The organism is Pseudomonas sp. F007, assembly GCF_057814275.1.
Genome location: NZ_JBVATA010000009.1, coordinates 65,293 through 87,823, shown reverse-complemented (window position 1 = coordinate 87,823; position 22,531 = coordinate 65,293). Strand labels below are relative to the sequence as shown.

Sequence of the window (22,531 nt, the reverse complement as noted above, 5' to 3'; positions counted from 1 at the left end):
GCCTGCCCCCTAGGGCAACTCCTCCTCGACCCGATCCCGTCCCGCCTGCTTCGCCGCATACACCCCCGAATCCGCACGCAGCAGCATTTCGTCGGCGCCCTCCCCGGCACGCCAGCTGGCAATCCCGAAACTGGCGGTGACCGTGCCCATGGCTTCGAACGGCTGGGTGCGCAGGCTCAACCACAATTCAAGCGCCAGGCTGTGAGCCTGACGGCCGTCCGTGTCCGGGCACAACACCATGAACTCCTCGCCACCCAGGCGACAGAACACATCGGTGCGGCGCAGGCGATTGCCGATCCGCTCGCAGACCATCTGCAGCACCCGATCACCGGCGGCATGCCCATGTCGGTCGTTGGTCGCCTTGAAGTGATCGATATCCAGCATGATCACCGCCAATTCACCGTTGCCCCGCGATACACGGGCCATCTCCAGGGTCAGGCGCTCCTGGAAATAGCGCCGGTTGTGAATCCCGGTCAGCGAATCGGTCACCGACAACGCGCGCAGTTCATCCTCGACGCGCTTCATATCGGAAATATCCGAGATATAACCGTGCCACAGCACGCCACCGCTCGGCAGTTCTTCCGGCGTGGCTTCCCCGCGCACCCAACGCATTCCGCGGCTGGGCAGTATCACCCGATATTCCTCGCGCCAATGGCTGAGTCGCTGTGAGGACAGGCCGATCGAGTTGCGCACCCGACTGACATCCAGCGGATGGATACGCTGGAAAATCGCCTCGGCGTTCTTCAGCAACACGTCCGGCTCCAGTTCATAGATATCGCGAATACCGTCACTGGCGTAGATCACGCTGAAGTGTCCATCGGCGGCCATCATGAACTGGTAGATTCCGCCCGGCACATGGGCGCTGAGTTTCTTCAGCAGCAGGTCGCGAGCTGCCAGGGATTCATGCACGCGCTTGCGCTCGGTGATATCGATGCAGATCGCCAGGTGCCCGACCCACAACCCCTGATCATCGAGCACCGCAGTGGCCAGCATGTTCACCGCCAGGTGGCTGCCGTCCGCGCGCACCAGGGTCCACTCGCGCGGCACATGCCCGGGCTCCTTCGCGTCTTCCACCAGCATCGCCTGGCACGCCGGCACCCGTTTGCCGTAGCGCTGACTGAGCTCGACGGCCCGCGCTTCCAGCTCCCTGGGCAGATGCAGGCTTTCGAGGGTGACCTGGCCCAGCACCGCGCTGCTGCGATAACCCAGCATCTGCTCGGCGCCGGCGTTGAAGGTGGTGATCACCCCGCGCAGGTCGGTGGCAATCACCGCCACCTGGGTCGCGGCATCGAGCAAGCCGCGCAATTGTGCATGGGCCCCACGCAGTTCCTGCTCGCGCAGGTGCAACTCGGCGGTCCGTTGCTCGACCAGCGCCAGGGCGCGCCGGCGCTGACTGACCAGAATCTGCAGCAAGACGCTGAGCAACAGGCTCAACAAAGCGCCCATCACCACCAGGCCGATAATTGGCGGATGATTGCCGCGCTCGAATACCGCGCTGGTCTGGATTTCCAGGTCATAGACCTGGTCCCCCAAGCGCAGCATCGAATGGTAGTACAACGGCTCCTGCGCAATGGCGTTGGTGGATTCGTAGAACGCCTCGCGCTGGCCGTCCGCGGTGCGGCCATTGATGTCCACCACCAGGTTGTCCTGGCCCGGTGGCGGGAAGCCATCGGCCACCAACTGACGCATGCTGATCAGCGCCACCACGTATCCACTGCCCCCACCCGCCTGCGCTGCGGACGACGCCCTGGTCACCGGCTCGACCAGCAGGACGCCTCGGGAAAAAGGTGGCTCGACGCCGTTCAACAGCATCGGTCGCGAGACCACCATCACCTCCGACTCGCGGGCCTTGTGCAACACCGCACGACGGGGGGGATCGGCCAGCAGATCAGCCCCGAGGGGCGCTCCGGGGATCCTTGAGGTCTGCTTGTACAACAGCGGCGCGTACTCTTCCCGTGGCGCTGCCACTTGCACATGGCCCATTACGTCCAGATCGAGAATGGCAAAGTCCTTGAGCCCCTGCTCGCGCACTTCCCGCTCAAATACCGGGCGCTGCTCATGGCTGATCAACGGCGCCCAGCCGTAGGCCTGGGTCCGCTGCAACAGGGGTTGGGTGTAGCCGGCGAACTCCTCGCGGGAGACGCTTCGAGAATTGACGAAAAACCGCCGCAGGCTGTCGAGACGCAGTTCCTGGTCCTGGAAACGCTCGGTGATTCGGCTCTTGCGTTCGCTGACCAGCAATTGAAAGCGCTGCGCCACCTGCTGGTGATGCACGCTGAGGGTAGCCCACGCCAGCAGGCCCGTGAGCAGGCCACCGACCACCAGGGCCAGCAGGGCTATAAGCCAGGCCGACGCATCTTCATTGATGAGGCCGAGAATTTTGGGGCGTGCGACATGCAACGGCATAAGCAAAACTCAAACGCCAGCGAGCTTTGGCGTCACCTTGGCCATGTCTGAAGTTATAGCTATTAGCCACTAGATTAGCCAGCACAAAAAAACCATGGAGCCCTGACAGATCAAGGCTCCATGGCTCCATTCAGACCTTAACGCGCCATGATTTTCCAGGCACGGTGGATCTTGCCGTTACGGGCAAAGTCCGGGTCGATGGTTTGTGCGGTGATTTCCTCGACGGCGTAGCGTGCCGAGAGGTTCTCTTCGAGCTGGAACTTGCGGAAGTTGTTCGAGAAGTACAGCACGCCGCCCGGCGCCAGGCGCGCCATGGCCAGGTCGAGCAACTGCACGTGGTCACGCTGCACGTCGAAAATGCCTTCCATGCGCTTGGAGTTGGAGAAGGTCGGCGGATCGATGAAGATCAGTTCGAACTCGTCACGATTGGCCTCCAGCCACGCCATGACATCGCCCTGCTCCAGGCGGTTCTTGTCGGAGAACCCGTTGAGCGACAGGTTGCGCCGCGCCCAGTCGAGGTAGGTCTTGGACAGGTCGACGCTGGTGGTGCTGCGCGCACCACCCTTGGCCGCGTGCACGCTGGCGGTCGCGGTGTAGCAGAACAGATTGAGGAAGCGCTTGCCCGCGGCCTCTTTCTGGATGCGCATGCGCATCGGCCGGTGATCGAGGAACAGCCCGGTGTCGAGGTAGTCGGTCAGGTTGACCAGCAACTTGACGCCACCTTCATTGACCTCGACGAACTTGCCCTGGGCCGCCTGGCGCTCGTACTGTTTGGTGCCGCTCTGGCGCTCACGACGCTTGACCACCACGCGGCTTTTGTCGACGTTCAAGGCCTGCGGAATTGCCGCGAGGGCATCGAACATGCGCGCCGAGGCTTTTTCCGGGTCGATGGATTTTGGCGCAGCGTATTCCTGCACATGGACCCAGTCGTGGTACAGGTCGATGGCCATCGAGTACTCGGGCATGTCGGCGTCGTACACGCGGTAGCAGTCGATGCCTTCACGCTTGACCCACTTGGCCATGGCCTTGAGGTTCTTCTGCAGGCGGTTGGCAAACATCTGCCCGCCTTCGCTCAGGCGTGGCTGCTCGATCACCGGCGCCGGAGCCGGCACCGGCTTGATCGGGTTGCCATTCTTGTTGTACTTGCGTTCCTCGGGCTCGACCGGCAACTGCTCGTAGGCCGCCTGCTCGCGCTCGGCCTGGCGTTGCTCGGGGGTGCGGCGCTCGCCGGTGACGAACTGGTCCGGCAGAACCTTGATCAGCAGCAGCTTGCACGGCAGCGCGCCGTTCCAGAACGAATACTGTTTGTGGCTGCGAATGCCCATGCGCTTGCCCAGGTCCGGGGCGCCGGTGAACACCGCTGCCTCCCAGTTCAAGCAGGCCTGGCGCAGGCGCTCGCCGAGGTTCTGATAGAGGTAGAGCAGGCTCGCCTCGTCGCCCAGACGCTCGCCGTACGGCGGGTTGCAGATCACCAGGCCTTTCTGGTTCTGGTCCGGACGCGGTTCGAAGGTGGCCACTTCGCCCTGGTAGATCTTGATCCACTCGCTGAGGCCAGCACGCTCGACGTTGTTGCGGCCCGGTTGGATCAGGCGCGGGTCGGCTTCGTAGCCGCGAATCCACAGCGGCGGCTTGGCGAGGCCAGCAGCAGCACGCTCGGTCGCCTCTTCATGGAGTTTTTTCCACAGCGCCGGCACGTGGCCTAGCCAGGCGGTGAAGCCCCACTGCTCGCGACGCAGGTTCGGCGCCATATCGGCGGCGATCATTGCGGCTTCGACGAGGAAGGTCCCCACACCACACATCGGGTCGGCCAGCGCGCCACCTTCGGCGGCAATCCGCGGCCAGCCGGAACGGATCAGGATCGCCGCCGCGAGGTTTTCCTTCAGCGGCGCGGCACCTTGCTGCAGGCGGTAGCCGCGCTGGTGCAGGCTGTGGCCGGAGAGGTCGAGGGAGAGGATCGCTTCGCCGCGGTCCAGGCGCAGGTGAATGCGCAGGTCCGGGTTGAGCTTGTCGATCGACGGGCGCTCGCCGGATGGCGTGCGCAGTTTGTCGACGATGGCGTCCTTGACTTTCAAGGCGCCGAAATGGGTGTTGTCGATGCCCGAACCGTGGCCGCTGAACTCCACCGCCAGGGTACCGTCCGCCAGCATGTGATCTTGCCAGTCGACGTCGAGCACGCCGTGGTACAGGTCTTCGGCGTCCTTCATCGGGAAGCGCTTGAGCACAAACAGCACCCGGTTCGCCAGACGCGACCACAGGCACAGGCGATAGGCGGTTTCCATGGTGGCCATGCCACGCACGGCCGAGGTGTGCTCGCGCGCTTCCTCAAGGCCAAGCCCGACGGCTTCCTCGATAAGCAGGCCTTCAAGACCTTTGGGGCAGGTGAGGAAGAGTTCGTAACGATCCGACATGGGGTTCCAGTGCCTTTGGCAATAAGTGAACGGGCAACGCATTGCCCGCTCGGTTTTCAATCAAGCGCTTTTCTAAAAGAACGCTCGCGTGGCACGAAAGTGTGCCGTCCCACCCCGGCCACTCATCCAGCCAACCGGCTGGAGTGAGCTTAGATGCCCGGGCAGATAAAAAATTCTGCGAAACAAAATGTCATAACTCGACCCTTCGTCGAATAGTACCTGAGTGCAACAGGTGGACATTCTCACTAAGGGATTAGCCTCATCATTCTGCCAGAGGCTGATCATACCGGGGTTTGGCCGATACCCCGGGAAAACGCGGCAAATTACTTATGGCCATAACATCTTTATCGTTACGTCCTTATGACAAAACGATCATTCCATCCATGTGACGCATTGGTTAGAACTCATCTCAGGTTGACGCCGCAACGACGTCAACACCTTGGCTCGCCACGCCGGCAGCGAGCCGCCATTGGCAGAGTTTTTCTGCCTGACCTCGATAGGGGTCGACGCGACACATACAGTCAACAAGTGAGGGCAACACCCTATGAGAAGACTTAAGCGTGATCCGTTGGAAAGAGCATTTTTGCGCGGATATCAATATGGCGTTGGTGGCAAATCCCGTGAGCTTTGCCCATTTACTCTACCGTCGGTACGCCAAGCCTGGATTAACGGCTGGCGAGAAGGACGCGGCGACAACTGGGACGGTATGACCGGCACTGCGGGAATCCATAGACTCAACGAACTTCACGCCGTCGGCTAATCAGGGCACACATCCGACACGACAATTTGAGCAGTTAACGACTTAACCACGCACGTCCTCTCCGGACGGCGGGCTTCGGCCCAGGGGCTCCCTCGAGGAGCCCTTTTTTATGCCTGCGCAACAGCCTCAGCGCATGGCGGCGATAGCATCCACCGACTCGCGGATCAGCGCCGGGCCCTTATAGATGAAGCCCGAATAGATCTGTACCAGGCTGGCGCCCGCAGCGATTTTCTCAGCCGCGTGCTTGCCTTCGGTGATGCCACCCGCCGCGATGATCGGCAGACGACCGCCCAGCTCCGAGGCCAGCACCGTTACGGTGTGGGTGCTCTTTTCACGAACCGGTGCACCGGACAAGCCGCCCATCTCGTCACCGTGTTCCATGCCTTCGACACCGACGCGGCTCAGGGTGGTGTTGGTGGCGATGACCGCGTCCATACCGGTTTCGATCAGCGCCTGCGCCACCTGTGCGGTTTCTTCGTCACTCATGTCCGGAGCGATCTTGATCGCCAGCGGTACGTGCTTGCCGTGGCGCAAGGCCAACTCGGCGCGACGCTGGGCCAGGTCGGCGAGCAATTGCTTGAGCGAGTCACCGAATTGCAGGCTGCGCAGGCCCGGGGTGTTTGGCGAGCTGACGTTGACCGTGACATAGCTGGCGTGGGCGTAGACCTTGTCCAGGCAGATCAGGTAGTCGTCCACCGCGCGTTCGACCGGGGTGTCGAAGTTCTTGCCGATATTGATCCCCAGCACGCCCTTGTACTTGGCTGCGGCAACCCGCGCCAGCAGGTGATCGACGCCGAGGTTGTTGAAGCCCATGCGATTGATGATCGCCTCGGCTTGCGGCAGGCGGAAAATCCGTGGTTTTGGATTGCCCGGCTGCGGGCGCGGGGTGATGGTGCCGATTTCGACGAAGCCAAAGCCCAGTTGGGCGAAGCCGTCGATGGCGGCGCCGTTCTTGTCCAGGCCAGCCGCCAGGCCCACCGGGTTCGGGAAGTCGAGCCCCATGACGTTCACCGGCAGCGCCGCCGGCGCCTTACACAGCAAGCCGTTCAGGCCCAGACGCCCGCCCGCGCCGATCAGGTCCAGGGACAGATCGTGGGAGGTTTCCGGGGAGAGTTTGAACAGCAGTTGGCGGGCCAGGGTATACATGGGCGGACTTGACTCGATGGGCGGCGAAATGAGCCGGCGATTATAGCCGGGCGTGGGCCCGCAAGCGAGGCGCACGAGCAAATCCATGGGCGATGGCATATGCCTTGCACTCGCTGCGCTATCAGCAACGCAGTCCCTGCGGGAGTGGGCCTGCCCGCAAAAAATGCGCCCGCCGCGCGCTCCACCGATTTTGCCAAGGTGCTCCAGCAATGAACGAACCGACAGTCGACCCGCTGGCCTGGGTCAATGGCAGCGATGCCCCGGAAAAAACCACCATCAACCTGGGTTTCATGGCCTTGAGCGACTGCGCCTCGGTGGTGGTCGCCGCCACGCAGGGCTTCGCCCAACCCTACGGCCTGACCCTGAACCTCAAGCGCCAATCGTCCTGGGCCAACCTGCGGGACAAGCTGGTCAGCGGCGAACTCGACGCCGCCCACAGCCTCTACGGCCTGATCTATGCGGTGCACCTGGGTATCGGCGGCACGCCTGCTACCGACATGGCAGTGCTCATGGGCCTCAACCAGAACGGCCAGAGCATCAACCTGTCCCATGGCCTGCAGGGACTGGGCGTGAGCAGTCCTGAAGCGCTGCATCGGCACGTGCACCAAAGTCGCGCAAAACTGACCTTCGCCCAGACTTTTCCTACGGGCACCCATGCCATGTGGCTGTACTACTGGCTGGCGAGCCAAGGCATCCATCCGTTGCAGGATGTCGACAGTGTCGTGGTGCCGCCGTCGCAAATGGTCGCACACCTGCAGGCAGGGCGGATCGACGGCTTCTGCGTCGGTGAGCCGTGGAGCGCCAGCGCGGTGAAACAGAACCTCGGCTTCACGATGGCCACCAGCCAGTCGATCTGGCCGGATCACCCGGAAAAAGTCCTTGGCTGCACCCGCACCTTCGTCGAGCAATACCCCAACACCGCCCGGGCGCTGGTGATGGCGATCCTCGAAGCGAGCCGATTCATCGAGCAAAGTCAGGAGAATCGCCGCAGCACCGCGCAATTACTCAGTGCCACGGACTACCTCGACACGCCGCTGGAATGCATCGCCCCGCGCCTGCTCGGTGACTACGACGACGGCCTGGGCAATTGCTGGCAGGACCCGCATGCCCTGCGCTTTCATAACGACGGCGAGGTCAATCAGCCTTACCTGAGCGATGGCATGTGGTTCATGACCCAGTTCCGCCGCTGGGGCCTGTTGCGCGATGACCCGGACTACCTGCAGGTGGCCCGTCAGGTCCAGCAACTCGATCTCTATAACGATGCCGCAGGCGCCCTTGGTGTGCCAGGCCAGCGCCAGGAAATGCGCAGCAGCCAACTGATCGACGGCAAAGTCTGGGATGGCTCCGACCCCGCTGCCTATGCCCGCAGCTTCCGCCTGCACGCCATGGCCGACATCGCCCCCCGGCACGCCAGCCGCTGACAGGAGAGCCAGAGCATGTTGCGTATCCTGCTGATCAACGACACCGCAAAAAAGGTCGGGCGCCTGAAAACCGCGCTGACCGAAGCCGGCTTTGAAGTGATAGACGAATCCGGCCTGACCATCGACCTGCCGGCACGCGTCGAAACGGTGCGCCCGGACGTGATCCTGATCGATACCGAGTCACCCAGCCGCGATGTGCTGGAGCAAGTCGTGCTGGTCAGCCGCGACCAGCCAAGGCCGATCGTGATGTTCACCGACGAGCACGACCCCGGCGTGATGCGCCAGGCAATCAAGTCCGGGGTCAGTGCCTATATAGTCGAAGGTATTCATGCTGCGCGCCTGCAGCCGATTCTCGATGTCGCCATGGCGCGCTTCGAGAGCGACCAGGCCCTGCGCGCCCAGTTGCAAGCTCGCGACCAGCAACTGGCCGAGCGCAAGCGCATCGAGCTGGCCAAGGGGCTGCTGATGAAAATGAAGGACTGCAACGAAGAGCAGGCCTACACCCTGATGCGCCGCCAGGCCATGAGCCGTCAGCAGAAGCTGATCCAGGTCGCCGAACAGATCATCGCCATGAGCGAGCTGCTGGGCGGTCAGTCTTGACCGTACCCGGACGGTTGGCACAGATCTCGCTAAGTAAAGGTTACCGGTAGCCAACGGCGGTTGCCCCATCCACGACAACGACGTCGCACACCCCTTACGCGCAAGCGCAGCGGGTTGCGGCGTTTTTTCGTTTTGGCCCCACAGCCCGGGGCCGGTGGTGCGGCAGTTGTGGCGCCCCACCGCAAAGCTCACGACTCCCTTTTAACCGCTGAGGTGCGCGATGAATTCAAGCTTCTGGAAATCCGGCCATACCCCGACCCTGTTCTCGGCCTTCCTGTACTTCGACCTGAGCTTCATGGTCTGGTACCTGCTCGGCCCGCTGGCAGTGCAGATTGCCGCCGACCTGCAATTGACCACCCAACAGCGCGGCCTGATGGTCGCCACGCCGATCCTCGCCGGCGCCCTGCTGCGTTTCGTGATGGGCTTGCTGGCTGATCGCCTGTCACCAAAAACCGCCGGGCTGATCGGCCAGGTGATCGTCATCTGCGCACTGTTCGGCGCCTGGAAGCTGGGCATCCACAGCTACGAACAAGCCCTGCTGCTCGGGGTGTTCCTCGGCATGGCCGGTGCCTCGTTCGCCGTCGCCCTGCCCCTGGCCTCGCAGTGGTATCCGCCGCAGCACCAGGGCAAGGCCATGGGCATCGCGGGTGCCGGTAACTCCGGCACCGTGCTGGCAGCCCTGATCGCCCCGTTGCTGGCGGCGGCATTTGGCTGGAACAACGTCTTCGGCTTCGCCCTGATCCCGCTGATCCTGACCCTGGTGATCTTCGCCTGGCTGGCGAAAAACGCTCCGGAGCGCCCGAAAGCCAAGTCCATGACCGACTACTTCAAGGCCCTGGGCGACCGCGACAGCTGGTGGTTCATGTTCTTCTACTGCGTGACCTTCGGCGGCTTCATCGGCCTGGCCAGCGCCCTGCCCGGCTATTTCAACGACCAGTACGGCCTGAGCCCGGTGACGGCCGGCTACTACACCGCGGCCTGCGTGTTCGGTGGCAGCCTGATGCGCCCCCTCGGCGGCGCGCTGGCGGATCGCTTCGGCGGCATCCGCACCCTGCTGCTGATGTACAGCGTTGCCATCATCTGCATCGCGGCCGTGGGCTTCAACCTGTCGAATTCCTACGCGGCATTGGCACTGTTCGTCTGCACCATGCTCGGTCTCGGTGCCGGCAATGGCGCAGTGTTCCAGTTGGTCCCGCAGCGCTTTCGACGTGAAATCGGGGTGATGACCGGGCTGATCGGCATGGCGGGCGGCATTGGCGGCTTCGCCCTGGCGGCGGGCATGGGCGCGATCAAACAGAGCACTGGCAGCTACCAACTGGCCCTGTGGCTGTTCGCCAGCCTCGGCGTGCTGGCCTGGTTTGGCCTGCATGGGGTCAAGCGCCGCTGGAGAACCACTTGGGGTTCGGCGGCCGTGACCGCGGCGCGGGTCTGATCAATCGATGAGCCTGCAACTGAGCTTTGCCGAGGCCAGCGCCATCGGCCCACGGGAGGAAAACCAGGACGCCCTGCGCCTGGTGACCCCGGCCGCCGACATCGCCGCCAGCAAGGGCTTTCTGTTTGCCATCGCCGACGGCGTCAGCCAATGCGCCGATGGCGGACTGGCGGCGCGCACCACCCTGCAGGCGCTGGCGCTGGACTACTACGCGACACCGCAGACCTGGGGGGTCGCGCAGTCCCTGGACCGCCTGCTGCTGGCGCAGAACCGCTGGTTGCAGGCCAACGGTGGCGGCTTGCCGCTGTTGACCACGGTCAGCGCGCTGGTGTTGCGCGGGCAGCGTTTCACCCTGGCCCACGTCGGCGACTGCCGGGTCTATCGCTGGCACGCCGAACAGTTGCAGCGCATCAGCGAGGATCACGTCTGGGAACAACCGGGCATGCAGCATGTGCTCAAGCGTGCCCTGGGCCTGGACCAGCATCTGGTGCTGGATTTCCTCGATGGCGAACTGCGCGCCGGCGAATGTTTCGTGCTGCTCAGCGACGGCGTCTGGGCGACGCTGGGCGACACTGCTATCGCCGCTATCCTGCGCGATCAACCGGACCTCGACAGCGCGGCGCAGACCCTGGTCAACGCCGCGCACCTGGCCGGCAGCCAGGACAATGCCAGCGCGCTGCTGGTGCGGGTCGATGCCCTCGGTGAAGCGAGCATCGGCGATGCGCTGATTCACTTGCAGCAATGGCCGTTACCGCCGCCGCTCAAGCCGGGTCAGGCGTTCGAGGGCTGGCAGGTCGAAAGCCTGATTGGGCAAAGCCAGCAATCCTTGCTTTATCGAGTGCGCGACAGCCAGCAGCAACCCTGGCTGTTGAAGACCTTGCCGATGGGTGATGACCCGGCAGCGGCCCAGGCCCTGTTGTCCGAGGAATGGTTTCTCAAGCGGGTTGCCGGTCGCAGCTTTCCGGAAATTCACCCGGCGACCCAGCGTCAGCATCTGTACTACGTGATGCGCGAATACCCGGGCCAGACCCTGGCGCAGCTGTTCAACGAGCACGGCCCGCTACCCATCGAACAGTGGCGGGCGCTGGCCGAGCGCTTGTTGCGGGCGGTGGGCATGCTCCATCGACGACAGATCCTGCACCGCGATATCAAGCCGGAGAATCTGTTGCTGGCGGCTGACGGCGAGTTGCGCCTGCTGGATTTTGGCCTGGCCTATTGTCCGGGACTGTCCGCCGATCCGTCCAACCTGCTGCCCGGCACCCCCAGCTACATCGCTCCGGAAGCGTTCAACGGCGACACTCCTACAGCGCAGCAAGACTTGTATGCCGTTGGCGTGACCCTGTATTACCTGGCCACCGGGCACTATCCCTACGGTGAGATCGAAGCCTTCCAGCGCCCACGGTTCGGCGTGCCGGTCAGCGCCCAGCGCTATCGACCGGATCTCCCGGACTGGCTGGGCCAGAGCCTGGAACGGGGGGTCAATGCCCAACCGGCTGAGCGCTATGAAACCGCCGAAGAATGGCTGCTGGTGCTTGAACAAGGCGAACGGCGCAGCCTGAGCGCACGGCCACGGCCCTTGCTCGAGCGCGAACCGCTGAAAGTCTGGCGCACCCTGGCCCTGGTCTCACTGCTGATCAACCTGCTGCTGTTGTTCGCCCTGTTCCACGGCTGATACCCGCCGCGCCATCCCTGTGCACACTGCCTTCAATCGGTGCGCATCTGCACGCTTATTCGCCTGCTCAGGTTGCTTGCAGGCCGCTGATTGCGCGCTTTACCAGACTTGGCACAACCGCTGCATCAGTCCTCTCACTCTACATAACGCCCGGCCTCCAACGTTGGAGACCAGGCCACCCGATAGAACGGGTTCAGGACAAAGGTGTCCTCGCCAGGTAACTGGCGGGACGCCTTTTTTTGTTTGCGCAAAAAACATCGAGCCAGGCAGCGGGCTTGCGGAGAACCTGATGAAAAAAATGAAACTGGTGATGATCGGCAACGGAATGGCCGGGGTCCGCACGCTAGAAGAACTGCTCAAGCTGAGCAACGAACTGTATGACATCACCGTTTTCGGTGCCGAGCCCCACGCCAACTACAACCGCATCCTGCTGTCGCCGGTGCTGGCCGGCGAGCAGACCTTCGACGAGATCGTGCTCAACGACCTCAGTTGGTACCAGGACCACAACATCAAGTTGCTGCTCAACCGCAAAGTGGTGGAAATCGACCGCATCAAGCGCCGGGTGATTGCCGACGACGGCACCGAGGCCGAGTACGATCGCCTGCTGATCGCCACTGGCTCGACGCCGTTCAGGCTGCCGATTCCCGGCAATACCTTGCAGGGGGTGATCGGCTACCGCGACATCGCCGACACCCAGGCGATGATCGACACCGCAAAAACCCACCGCCACGCGGTGGTCATCGGCGGTGGCCTGCTGGGCCTGGAGGCTGCCAACGGCCTGATGTTGCGCGGCATGCACGTGACCGTGGTGCACATCGGCGAATGGCTGCTGGAACGGCAACTCGACAAAACCAGCGGGCAACTGCTGCAAACCGCGCTGGAAAGCCGCGGCCTGCATTTTCGCCTGAGTGAGCAGACCCAGGCCCTGCACGATGCCGGCAACGGTCGGGTCGGATCGGTACAGTTCAACAATGGTGAGGTGATTCCCGCCGATCTGGTGGTGATGGCCGCCGGCATCCGCCCTGCCACCGAACTCGCGGAAAAGGCCGGGCTGCCTTGCAATCGCGGAATCCTGGTGAATGACACCCTGCAAACCTACGACCCACGGATATATGCGATCGGCGAATGCGCCAGTCATCGCGGCATTACCTACGGCCTGGTGGCGCCGCTGTTCGAGCAGGCCAAAGTCTGCGCCAATCACCTGGCGCAACTGGGCTTCGCCCGTTATCCGGGCTCGGTGACCTCGACCAAACTGAAAGTCACCGGCATCGACCTGTTCTCCGCCGGGGATTTCAAGGGCGATGAAGGCACCGAGACCATCACCCTGCGCGATCCCATCGACGGCATTTATAAAAAGCTGGTGATCAAGGACGACGTGCTGGTCGGTGCCTGCCTGTACGGCGACACCGCCAATGGCGGCTGGTATTTCCGGCAGATCCGCGAGCAGTGCAACATCCGGCAGATTCGCGATCACTTGATGTTCGGTGACACGCCGGCACTGCAGGAAGCACGCTGATGAACCGCCAGACGACTGCCTCGACCTGCTGTTACTGCGGGGTGGGCTGCGGCGTGCTGATCGAGCATGACGGCGAGCAGATCCTCGGCGTCAGCGGCGATCCGGCGCACCCGGCCAACTTCGGCAAGCTCTGCAGCAAGGGCTCGACCCTGCACCTGACCGGCGATCTCGCGGCCCGCGCCCTGTACCCGGAACTGCGCCTGGGCAAGGGCCTGGCCCGCAGCCGCACCGATTGGGACAGCGCCCTCGAGCATGCCGCTACGGTGTTTGCCCACACCATCGCGGAGCATGGTCCTGACAGTGTGGCGTTCTATATTTCGGGGCAACTGCTGACAGAAGACTATTACGCCTTCAACAAACTCGCCCGGGGCCTGGTGGGCACCAACAACATCGACAGCAACTCGCGCCTGTGCATGTCCTCGGCCGTAGTCGGCTACAAGCGCAGCCTCGGCGCTGACGCCCCGCCCTGCAGCTATGAAGACCTGGAACTGAGCGATTGCGTGATGATCGTCGGCAGCAACATGGCCTACGCCCATCCGGTGCTGTTTCGCCGCCTGGAACAGGCGAAAGCGCGCCGGCCACAGATGAAAGTCATCGTCATCGACCCGCGCCGCACCGACACCTGCGACCTGGCCGATCTGCACCTGGCGATTCTGCCGGGCAGCGACGTCGCCCTGTTTCACGGAATCCTGCACCTGTTGCTGTGGGAAGATTGGACCGACCGCGCATTCATCGAGGCCCACACCGAGGGCCTGGCGCACCTGAAAAGCCTGGTACATGACTACACCCCGGCCATGGTGGCGCAACTGTGCGGGATCAGCGTCGAGCACCTGCAACAATGCGCCCAGTGGGTTGGCACGTCGCCGAGCTTCCTGTCGCTGTGGTGCATGGGCCTGAATCAATCCACCGCCGGCAGCGCGAAAAACAGCGCACTGATCAACCTGCACCTGGCTACCGGGCAAATCGGCCGCCCCGGTGCCGGACCTTTCTCGCTCACCGGTCAGCCGAATGCCATGGGCGGCCGCGAAACCGGCAGCCTGTCCAACCTGCTGCCGGGGCATCGCGACGCAGCCAATGCCGGGCATCGTGCCGAGGTCGCAGAATACTGGGGCGTCGACAGCCTGCCGGAGAAACCCGGGCTCAGCGCCATTGAACTGTTCGAGCAGGTCCGCAGCGGGCAGATCAAGGCCCTGTGGATCGCCTGCACCAACCCGGCGCAGTCGCTGCCGGATCAACAACATGTGCGTGCCGCCCTCGCAGCCTGCCCGTTCGTGGTCCTGCAAGAGGCGTTTCGCACCACCGAAACCGCGCCTTTCGCCGACCTGTTGCTGCCCGCCGCCAGTTGGGGCGAAAAAGAAGGCACCGTGACCAACTCCGAACGGCGCATTTCCCACGTTCGCCGCGCCATTACCCCACCCGGCGAATCGCGAGCGGACTGGGCGATTACCGTGAATTTCGCACAACGCCTGGAGCAAAAGCTGCGTCCAGGGCAACCCAGCCTCTTCGGGTTCGAGCATCCGGCACAGCTTTTCGATGAGTTCAAATACCTGACCCAGGGCCGTGATCTCGATCTGTCAGGGATCAGCCACGGACTGATCGACCAGCTGGGCCCGCAGCAATGGCCCTTCCCCGAAGGCGCCAAAGCGGGAACGCCACGGCTTTATACCGATGGCATATTTCCCACTGCCAATGGTCGCGCGCGGTTCATAGCCGAGCCTTACCACGCCGCAAAGGAGCAGCGTGACGCACACTACCCCCTGACCCTGATGACCGGCCGCCTGCGCGATCAGTGGCACGGCATGAGCCGCACCGGCACTGCCGCGCAACTGTTCGGGCACGTCAGCGAAGCGCTGTTGAGCCTGCACCCGGACGATTTGCGCGACCAGCACTTGAACAGCGGCGATCTGGTCAGCCTGCAGAGTCGTCGAGGCCGCGTGATCGTGGCGGTCGGTGCGGATGACAGTGTGCGTCCGGGCCAGGCCTTTCTGCCCATGCACTGGGGCGATCGTTTCCTCAAGGGCGGGGTCAACGTCCTCACCCAACCGGCGTTCGACCCTTTGTCCAAACAACCGGAACTGAAACACAGCGGTGTGCGCATCGAGCCCGTCACCCTGGCGTGGAACCTGTTTGCCTTGGTTGAGGGCGATGTTCAACAGCACTTCGAGGCGCTTCGCCCCCTATGCGAGGACTTTGCCTACGTCAGCCTCAGCCTTGCCGGACGCGAACGCCCGGCACTGCTGATCCGCGCCGCCAGCACCCAGGCACCGGATCCGCAACACCTGCAGGCCATCGATCACCTGCTGGGGCTCGACTCAGGGCCGGTGTTGGCCTACGACGATCCACGGCGCTCGATCGGCAAACGGGTGCGCATCGAACAGGGGCGCATCACCGCGATCCGTCTGGCGGGCGAAACCCTGGCCCAGCATTGGCTGCAGCGCCTGTGGCTGGAAGGTCGCGTCGACGCTCAACTGCGGCGCTGGCTGCTGGCGCCGTTGAGTGCGCCTCCGGGCGGCGATGGCGGTGCGCCAGGCGGGCAAAGAATCCTCTGTAACTGCAAGAACGTCAGCCAAGGCGCAGTCTGCGCGGGAATCAACGACGGCCTGAATCTGCAGGAACTGAAACAACAACTGGGCTGCGGCACGCAATGCGGTTCCTGTGTCCCGGAAATCAAGCGTCTATTGGCCGCCAACGTGCAGCCGTTAGCCATCACCTCGTGAGGAATCGAACATGAGCGCAAAAGTCTGGCTGGTCGGTGCAGGTCCTGGTGACCCGGAATTGTTGACCCTCAAGGCCGTACGGGCCCTGAGGACGGCAGATGTAGTGATGATCGATGACCTGGTCAATCCCGCGGTACTGGAACATTGCCCCCAGGCACGGGTGATTGCTGTCGGCAAACGTGGCGGTTGCCGCTCGACGCCACAGGCATTCATCCATCGCCTGATGCTGCGCTACGCCCGCCAGGGCCATTGCGTGGTGCGACTGAAAGGCGGCGACCCGTGCATTTTCGGCCGCGGTGGCGAGGAAGCGCAGTGGTTGCGCGAACGGGGAATCGAAGTCGAACTGGTCAATGGCATCACCGCCGGCCTGGCGGGCGCCACACAATGTGACATTTCCCTGACCTTGCGCGGCGTGGCGCGCGGCGTGACCCTGGTGACGGCTCACACTCAGGACGACAGCGAACTCAACTGGCGCGCCCTGGCCCAAGGCGGCACGACACTGGTGATCTACATGGGGGTGGCCAAGCTGGCGGACATTCGTCAGCAGTTGCTGGCCGCCGGGATGGCGGCTGATACGCCGGTGGCCATGATCGAAAATGCTTCATTGCCCCATCAGCGCGAATGCCGGAGCAATCTCACAAACATGCAGGACGACGCCCACAGCTTCCAGCTGAAAAGCCCGGCTATCCTGGTGATCGGTGCAGTGGCAGCATGCACTGCCATAGAACAGGCTCTGCCCGAACACGAAGGGAGCGCCCGCGCGGCACTGTAGAACCCGAATCGCAGGCAAAGAAAAACCCGGCCGAGGCCGGGTTTTTCAGAGCTGCGAAGCTAATTACTTAGCTTGAGCTTCAACCTGCGCTTCTACGCGACGGTTAACAGCACGGCCAGCTTCAGTTGCGTTGTCAGCAACTGGGCGGGATTCGCCGTAACCAACGGAGCTAACGCGGCTAGCGTCGATGCCGTCTTTGACCAGAACTTGCTTAACAGCGTCAGCACGACGCTGGGACAGCTTCTGGTTGTAAGCGTCTGGACCTACGGAGTCAGTGTGACCTTCAACCACGGTGGTGGTCTGTGGGTACTGCTTCATGAAGTCAGCCAGGTTTTTCACGTCAGCGTAGCTGTTTGGCTTAACAACGGATTTGTCGAAGTCAAACTTGACGTCCAGTTCAACGCGTACCACTTCAGCAACCGGAGCTTCTGGCTCTGGTTCTGGAGCTGGTGCTACGACTGGAGCTGGAGCTACTGCGCCAGCGTTGCCGCCGAAGTTCACACCCAGACCAACCAGGGCGGAGTAGTCCCACTTGCCGTTGTCCAGACCGTAGTCTGCTTCAACGCCAGCACGGGCGAACAGGTTGTCGGTGAAGTAGTACTTCACACCGGTACCAACGATGGCTTGAGTGGTCTGATCGCGACCGCTGTGGCCATCAGCCTGCACGTTGGTGCGGCTCTGGTGACCGAAACCACCGGAAACGTATGGACGCAGGGAATCTACGCCAGCCTGACCGAAGTGGTAGGTACCCAGCAGGGACGCAGTGTCACCTTTGATTTTCTGGTTGCCAGTACCGTCGTTCGAACGGGTGTGGTGGGTCTGATCGTAGTTCAGATCGATCGAAACGTCGTCGGTCAGGAAGTAACCGATACGAGCGCCTGGGTTGAAGCCGTCTTCGATGTGCTTGACGCTATCGTTGTACTGCTTCTTGTAGAACAGCTCGCCTTCAACTGCGCCTTGGCCTTGTGCCAGAACGCCGAAAGAAGTAGCGGCAATAAGAGAACCAATGGCCAAGCCCAAGGTGTTTTTCAGTTTCATCCGTTAAATCCCCATCTGGTGATTGTAAAGCAGTCCCACAAACCGGGGGACAACTCGGCGACAAGTCTATCAGAACTTGCCTACACGTAAGAGATATTTGCGCCGAACTAAGTTTCAGCAATGCCTGCAAATTTCTCACGCAATTTATCTAGAGCGCGTTTGTACCGCATTTTTGTTGCACTCAAACCCATGTGCATGATGTCTGCGATCTCCTGGAACTCCAGCTCTGCGACAAATCGTAGCACCAGAATTTCCCGGTCAATCGGGTTCACATACACCAGCCAGCGATCGAGTCCACCCTTTTCCTCAGGTTTCGGCGCCTTTTCTTCCGACGCCTCCTCGAGGGGGTCCAGACTCAAAGCGTCCATCAAGCGACGCTTACGCCGTTCCTTTCGATACTGTGTGATGCATTCGTTGTACGTGATGCTATATAGCCATGTCTTGAACTTCGATTTGCCCTCGAAGTTCTTCAGACCATACAGCACCTTCAGCATCACTTCCTGACAGACATCATCCGCGTCGCGATCGTTCCCAAGATATCGTGCACAGACGTTAAATAAAGTTCTCTGGTAACGCCGCATCAGCTCTTCGTAGGCGCGCGTTACGTGAAACAGCTCGGTGTGCGAGCGCGCGACCAACTCCTCATCAGAGAGCTCGCGGGGGTCGTAGCGCGTGGATAGCGATTGGGCTTTATTCAAAACAAGTCGGGCCGACAGTCAGGTCAATGTCCACCGCAGCCCAAGGGTATCGGGCATTTTGCGGCGGCATACATTAGCAGGGTTTGCCGGGTTAGCGGCTACTAACATGCTGCTCCAGGAGGATCCGATTGGAGAGTGAGACTAGCTCACCCTCATCGGTCAGCAATGTAGTTTTGACCGTGCCGATCTCTTCGATCTGCCCTTCGACCTCGCCAACACGCACTTGTTGCCCAACCTCGTACAATTCACGCACGTAGATTCCCGCAAGAATCTGACCGGCAATTTCCCGGCTCCCCAACCCCATGGCCAAGGCTACAGCCAGACCAACGGTTATCAAAACGATGACAATGACATGGTTCAGCAGGTCGGTCTTGACCTCCAACTGACTGATCGCCACCGAAATACTGATGATGATCACCAGGCCCTGGGCAATTCGACCCAGTCCCGACGCGTAGTCCAGACCTACCCCTTCAGCGGCGCCGCGCACCAGGCCATTGGCCAGTTGCGCCAGCAAAACCCCCACCAACAACACCAGCGCGCCACCGAACACTTTCGGCAAATACAGCGCTAGCATATCGAGCGTAGCCGAAACTCGCTCCAAGCCAAGGGATTCGGCGGCTGAAACCAGAAAAATAAGTAGAACGAACCAATAGACGATCTTGCCGATCAGGGTCGAGATCGGCACCTGCAGCCCTGCACGGGACATCAGCTTGGTCAGGCCGGTGCCGCCCATCAGCCGATCCAGCCCCAGTTTTGCCAGCAATTTGGACAACAGGGTGTCCAGCAACTTGGCCACGACAAAACCCAGCAGCAGCACCACCAGGGCGCCGAACAGGTTGGGAATGAAGTTCGCGACTTTGGTCCACAAGGCGGTCATTGCCGTGACGAGGCTCTGAGTCCAGAGATCAAGTTCCATATTCAATCAGCCTTATCAGCAGTACGAGCAGAGGTTTTCTTGCGGGAAACCGGCGAGACGTGGGCCGATCCGTTATTCAGGGCGATCATCAGCGCGGGCAGCCAGCGGCCCAGCAGACTGAACAGGTCACCGGCGCCGACCTGGCGGTTGGCGGTTTTCAGTACACGACCCAGGCACGCATCGTCGTCGCGAGTGGACGGGGACGCCTGGAGCATGTCACGCAAAGACTGTTCAAACGGATCGTGCATACGCACCTCTCGTGATATCTGTGAAAGACGCGATCAAATTTCCCCGGGTCACATGACGCGCCTTCATACCCAGCGCAAACGCCGGAACAACCACCACTGGCCGAGCGCCACCGAGATCATCAGCAGGCACGCTACCAGGAAGCCATAGGGGCTTTCGGAGAACGGAATGCCCCCGACGTTGATACCCAGCAGACCGGTCAGGAAACTCATCGGCAAAAAGATGCCGGTGATGATCCCGAAGCGGTACATGGTGCGATTCATCTTCACCGAAAGACGTCGGTCTTCGGCCTCCAGCACCAGCCCCACGCGCTCTCGGGTCAATTCAAGCTCTTCGAGATAACGGGTCAGGCTGTTGTTCAATTCGTTCCAGTAGTCGCCGTCATCCTCGACGAACCAGGGCAGTTTGATCCGCGTCAGCTGGCCGAAAATATCCCGCTGCGGTGCGAGAAAACGCTTGAGCCCGGCCGCCCGCCGTCGGATCTGCAGAATCGAGCCATGCTCCGGGGTATACCGTTCGTCGGCATCCAGCCTTTCCTCTTCTTCATCGACCACTTCCGAGAGGTCGCCGACCAGATCCTGCACCTTGTGGGTGAGGTACTGCGCCATATAAAGGATGAGTTCGGAGGTGGTCCTGGGCCCCTTGCCTTCCGCCAGTTGCACCAGCAATTCGTCGGTGGCGCGCAAGGGCCGCAGACGCAGGGAGATGACCCGCTGGGCGGAGGCGAAGATGCGTACCGAGACCATGTCTTCCGGTTCGGCACCCGGGTTGAGGTTGACCCCACGCAGGAACAGCAGCAGCTCGGCATCCGGCAGCGCCAACAGGCGCGGCCGGGTGTTTTCTTCGAGCAGCAGGTCGCAACTGAACTCACTCAGGCCGCTGGATTTGCGCAGCCAGGTCTGGGTTTGCGGGTGACTGCGATCCCAGTGCAACCAAAGGCTTTCGTGGGCTTGCAGTTGCAGGTCATCGAGTTCAGTCCGGGCAATCGAACGCGCACCGCCTTTGCCATCCAGTACCAGGGCGTGAACCAGCCCCCACTGCGCGTTTTCTTCCTCGAACATCCTCACCCCTGTCTGGTCGGTATTTATTCAGGCATTTTCAGCGGGCTTGGCGAGACGATCACGCCGTTGTTGTCCGCATAAATGTACTGACCCGGATGGAAAGTGATGCCCGCGAATGTCACCGGCACGTTCATGTTGCCGAGACCACGACGGTCGGTCTTCTTCGGATGGCTGGCAAGCGCCTGCACCCCGAGATCGGTTTGTGCAATCACGTCGACATCGCGGATGCAGCCGTAGATCACCAGGCCTTCCCAGCCGTTTTTCGCCGCCCGCTCGGCAATCATGTCGCCCAGCAGCGCGCAACGCAGGGAGCCGCCGCCGTCGACGACGAGCACCTTGCCCTTGCCATCGAGTTCAGCCTGTTCCTTGACTCGCGAGTTGTCTTCGAAGCACTTGATGGTCACGATTTCGCCGCCGAAGGAATCCCGGCCGCCAAAATTGCTGAACATGGGCTCCAGCACCTGCACCAGTTCCGGATAGGCATCGCACAGGTCGGGAGTGATGTAATGATTCATCGAGAAACTCCTGTAAAGAGGAAGACAACCGAGGCTGTCACCTTAAATGAAACGAGCGTCGAGAGGTGTGGTTTAACGCGCATTTGTCACGAACACCAGGCCGACATCGCCACGTAAAGTGACCAAAAAAGCTCAATTCGTCATATCTTAACCGTTGACCGCCCGAAGCGAAACGCCCTTGTCAGAGCCTTCGCGTCAGCTGGCGGCGGCCAGGTCGGGGGTATTTGCCAGCAGCGGCGCCTGCGGATTGGCCAGCCAACGTTGAACCAGCGGCCAGACCTCGGCTTGCGCGGCCTTGCTGACGAGCATTTCGACATGCCCGAAGTTGTCGGCAAAGCCCTGCTCACGGCCCAGGCATACGAACTGCTTGTGCGCCGAGCCGATCTGCGCGAACAGTTTGCGACAAGCCCAGTCCGGATCCTGATGATCGTTGCTGGCACTGACCGCCAGCACCGGCACCGTGACCTCGGCGAGGCCAGCCCACCAGTCCTTGTAGGCATCGCCAAAGCGACCAAACAAGCCGTACCAGCGCATGCTTTCGATGGCCAGGCCGATCGGTTCGTCTTCCGGCCCACGCTTGAGGCGTGAACCCGACAGTTGCGCGAAACGCTTGAGAATGAAGCGCCCGCTCCACTCCACCGGGGGAATTTTCAGCGGCCAGTAGGTGCGGCTGACCTGGGTGCCGAAAAATGCCGCGCTGGCGACCTCGGTTTCAGTCAGGTATTGCCCACCCAACGCCGCCGCCAGGGTGATACCGCCCAGGGAGTGGCCGATCCAGTGCGGCGCCTGCCCGCTTTGCTCGCGAACAAACGCGGCAATGGCCGGCAGGTCGTAGCGGGCGTAATCCGCGACACGGTTCTTGCGGTATTGCTGATTGCGCGCCGACAAGCCATGGCCGCGCATTTCCGGGATCCACACATCAAAACCGGCGCGCGCCAGGTGCGCGCCCAAGCCCAGGCCCTTGGGGGAAAACCAGAATCGCCGGTTGGAAAAGCTGCCGTGCAGCAAGATCACCGGAACGCCGCGCAAAGCGGGTTCGTCGGCCATGCCCAGGCGGGTGACCGCGATCTCGACGGTGAAATCGGGACTGTTGCCCGGTTTCAGGCGATAGACGTCCTCGCTCAGATCGCCACGACGTTCGGCGCTGATCAAGGCGACAGGAAACAGGTTACTGCTGCTTTGCATATTCTTCTTGCACAAAAAAGGG

Annotated in this window: 17 protein-coding genes and 1 pseudogene; 8 read left to right on the top strand and 10 right to left on the bottom strand. The window is 62.0% G+C overall.

Annotated features, from left to right (window positions below; all coding sequences use genetic code 11):
• Positions 1 to 9: 9 nt before the first annotated feature.
• Positions 10 to 2,406 carry a sensor domain-containing diguanylate cyclase gene (locus ACZYR5_RS22625; RefSeq protein WP_489091818.1) on the bottom strand — a complete coding sequence of 799 codons (2,397 nt, stop codon included), beginning with the start codon at positions 2,404 to 2,406 and terminating at the stop codon, positions 10 to 12.
• A 137-nt stretch (positions 2,407 to 2,543) separates the two neighbouring features.
• Positions 2,544 to 4,814, bottom strand: coding sequence for a bifunctional 23S rRNA (guanine(2069)-N(7))-methyltransferase RlmK/23S rRNA (guanine(2445)-N(2))-methyltransferase RlmL (rlmKL, locus tag ACZYR5_RS22620; protein ID WP_489091819.1), 2,271 nt, complete (start codon positions 4,812 to 4,814; stop codon positions 2,544 to 2,546).
• A gap of 544 nt (positions 4,815 to 5,358) precedes the next feature.
• Here rlmKL and rmf point away from each other — a divergent pair.
• Positions 5,359 to 5,574: a ribosome modulation factor gene (gene rmf, locus ACZYR5_RS22615; protein WP_003223300.1), complete on the top strand. Its 216-nt coding sequence runs from the start codon at positions 5,359 to 5,361 to the stop codon at positions 5,572 to 5,574.
• A 126-nt stretch (positions 5,575 to 5,700) separates the two neighbouring features.
• Here the strand turns inward: rmf and ACZYR5_RS22610 are convergent, their stop codons facing one another.
• A complete protein-coding gene (locus ACZYR5_RS22610) occupies positions 5,701 to 6,720 on the bottom strand; it encodes a quinone-dependent dihydroorotate dehydrogenase (protein WP_489091820.1) in 1,020 nt (339 codons plus the stop codon).
• Between the two features lie 209 nt (positions 6,721 to 6,929).
• Between ACZYR5_RS22610 and ACZYR5_RS22605 the strand changes: the two genes are divergently transcribed.
• From ACZYR5_RS22605 to cobA, 7 genes and pseudogenes are all read left to right on the top strand, one after another.
• Complete coding sequence (locus ACZYR5_RS22605; RefSeq protein WP_489091821.1) at positions 6,930 to 8,141, top strand: CmpA/NrtA family ABC transporter substrate-binding protein; 1,212 nt, start codon at positions 6,930 to 6,932, stop codon at positions 8,139 to 8,141.
• A gap of 15 nt (positions 8,142 to 8,156) precedes the next feature.
• The gene (locus ACZYR5_RS22600) at positions 8,157 to 8,741 is read left to right on the top strand and encodes an ANTAR domain-containing response regulator (protein WP_489091822.1); all 585 of its coding nucleotides are present in this window, start codon (positions 8,157 to 8,159) and stop codon (positions 8,739 to 8,741) included.
• Between the two features lie 220 nt (positions 8,742 to 8,961).
• The gene (locus tag ACZYR5_RS22595; protein WP_489091823.1) at positions 8,962 to 10,173 is read left to right on the top strand and encodes a nitrate/nitrite transporter; all 1,212 of its coding nucleotides are present in this window, start codon (positions 8,962 to 8,964) and stop codon (positions 10,171 to 10,173) included.
• Between the two features lie 7 nt (positions 10,174 to 10,180).
• Positions 10,181 to 11,845, top strand: coding sequence for a bifunctional protein-serine/threonine kinase/phosphatase (locus ACZYR5_RS22590; protein WP_489091824.1), 1,665 nt, complete (start codon positions 10,181 to 10,183; stop codon positions 11,843 to 11,845).
• 289 nt (positions 11,846 to 12,134) lie between these two features.
• Positions 12,135 to 13,334 (top strand): annotated as a pseudogene (locus ACZYR5_RS22585) (NAD(P)/FAD-dependent oxidoreductase); the annotation flags it as partial.
• 26 nt (positions 13,335 to 13,360) lie between these two features.
• Positions 13,361 to 16,078, top strand: a complete 2,718-nt coding sequence (locus tag ACZYR5_RS22580; protein ID WP_489091825.1) for a nitrate reductase — start codon at positions 13,361 to 13,363, stop codon at positions 16,076 to 16,078.
• 10 nt (positions 16,079 to 16,088) lie between these two features.
• Positions 16,089 to 16,850 (top strand): uroporphyrinogen-III C-methyltransferase, encoded by a 762-nt coding sequence (gene cobA / locus ACZYR5_RS22575; protein WP_489091826.1) that lies wholly within the window; start codon positions 16,089 to 16,091, stop codon positions 16,848 to 16,850.
• A gap of 63 nt (positions 16,851 to 16,913) precedes the next feature.
• Here cobA and ACZYR5_RS22570 read toward each other — a convergent pair whose 3' ends face one another.
• The 7 genes from ACZYR5_RS22570 to ACZYR5_RS22540 form a co-directional block, all read right to left on the bottom strand.
• Complete coding sequence (locus ACZYR5_RS22570; RefSeq protein WP_489091827.1) at positions 16,914 to 17,888, bottom strand: OmpA family protein; 975 nt, start codon at positions 17,886 to 17,888, stop codon at positions 16,914 to 16,916.
• Positions 17,889 to 17,995: 107 nt separating this feature from the next.
• Positions 17,996 to 18,586: an RNA polymerase sigma factor SigX gene (gene sigX / locus ACZYR5_RS22565; protein ID WP_017337463.1), complete on the bottom strand. Its 591-nt coding sequence runs from the start codon at positions 18,584 to 18,586 to the stop codon at positions 17,996 to 17,998.
• Between the two features lie 91 nt (positions 18,587 to 18,677).
• Positions 18,678 to 19,502 carry a mechanosensitive ion channel family protein gene (locus ACZYR5_RS22560; RefSeq protein WP_489091828.1) on the bottom strand — a complete coding sequence of 275 codons (825 nt, stop codon included), beginning with the start codon at positions 19,500 to 19,502 and terminating at the stop codon, positions 18,678 to 18,680.
• A 2-nt stretch (positions 19,503 to 19,504) separates the two neighbouring features.
• A complete protein-coding gene (locus tag ACZYR5_RS22555; RefSeq protein WP_489091829.1) occupies positions 19,505 to 19,750 on the bottom strand; it encodes a CrfX protein in 246 nt (81 codons plus the stop codon).
• Positions 19,751 to 19,813: 63 nt separating this feature from the next.
• Positions 19,814 to 20,809, bottom strand: coding sequence for a zinc transporter ZntB (locus tag ACZYR5_RS22550; protein ID WP_489091830.1), 996 nt, complete (start codon positions 20,807 to 20,809; stop codon positions 19,814 to 19,816).
• Between the two features lie 23 nt (positions 20,810 to 20,832).
• Positions 20,833 to 21,324 carry a ribonuclease E activity regulator RraA gene (gene rraA / locus ACZYR5_RS22545; RefSeq protein ID WP_489091831.1) on the bottom strand — a complete coding sequence of 164 codons (492 nt, stop codon included), beginning with the start codon at positions 21,322 to 21,324 and terminating at the stop codon, positions 20,833 to 20,835.
• A gap of 195 nt (positions 21,325 to 21,519) precedes the next feature.
• A complete protein-coding gene (locus tag ACZYR5_RS22540) occupies positions 21,520 to 22,509 on the bottom strand; it encodes an alpha/beta fold hydrolase (RefSeq protein ID WP_489091832.1) in 990 nt (329 codons plus the stop codon).
• Positions 22,510 to 22,531: the final 22 nt, after the last annotated feature.

Coding starts and splice junctions, on each gene's coding strand:
- ACZYR5_RS22605 (WP_489091821.1), top strand. CDS start 6,930: ATGAACGAACCGACAGTCGACCCGCTGGCCTGGGTCAATGGCAGCGAT.
- ACZYR5_RS22570 (WP_489091827.1), bottom strand. CDS start 17,888: ATGAAACTGAAAAACACCTTGGGCTTGGCCATTGGTTCTCTTATTGCC.
- rlmKL (WP_489091819.1), bottom strand. CDS start 4,814: ATGTCGGATCGTTACGAACTCTTCCTCACCTGCCCCAAAGGTCTTGAA.
- ACZYR5_RS22595 (WP_489091823.1), top strand. CDS start 8,962: ATGAATTCAAGCTTCTGGAAATCCGGCCATACCCCGACCCTGTTCTCG.
- rmf (WP_003223300.1), top strand. CDS start 5,359: ATGAGAAGACTTAAGCGTGATCCGTTGGAAAGAGCATTTTTGCGCGGA.
- ACZYR5_RS22600 (WP_489091822.1), top strand. CDS start 8,157: ATGTTGCGTATCCTGCTGATCAACGACACCGCAAAAAAGGTCGGGCGC.
- ACZYR5_RS22590 (WP_489091824.1), top strand. CDS start 10,181: ATGAGCCTGCAACTGAGCTTTGCCGAGGCCAGCGCCATCGGCCCACGG.
- cobA (WP_489091826.1), top strand. CDS start 16,089: ATGAGCGCAAAAGTCTGGCTGGTCGGTGCAGGTCCTGGTGACCCGGAA.
- ACZYR5_RS22555 (WP_489091829.1), bottom strand. CDS start 19,750: ATGCACGATCCGTTTGAACAGTCTTTGCGTGACATGCTCCAGGCGTCC.
- ACZYR5_RS22625 (WP_489091818.1), bottom strand. CDS start 2,406: ATGCCGTTGCATGTCGCACGCCCCAAAATTCTCGGCCTCATCAATGAA.
- ACZYR5_RS22610 (WP_489091820.1), bottom strand. CDS start 6,720: ATGTATACCCTGGCCCGCCAACTGCTGTTCAAACTCTCCCCGGAAACC.
- ACZYR5_RS22540 (WP_489091832.1), bottom strand. CDS start 22,509: ATGCAAAGCAGCAGTAACCTGTTTCCTGTCGCCTTGATCAGCGCCGAA.
- ACZYR5_RS22550 (WP_489091830.1), bottom strand. CDS start 20,809: ATGTTCGAGGAAGAAAACGCGCAGTGGGGGCTGGTTCACGCCCTGGTA.
- ACZYR5_RS22560 (WP_489091828.1), bottom strand. CDS start 19,502: ATGGAACTTGATCTCTGGACTCAGAGCCTCGTCACGGCAATGACCGCC.
- ACZYR5_RS22580 (WP_489091825.1), top strand. CDS start 13,361: ATGAACCGCCAGACGACTGCCTCGACCTGCTGTTACTGCGGGGTGGGC.
- rraA (WP_489091831.1), bottom strand. CDS start 21,324: ATGAATCATTACATCACTCCCGACCTGTGCGATGCCTATCCGGAACTG.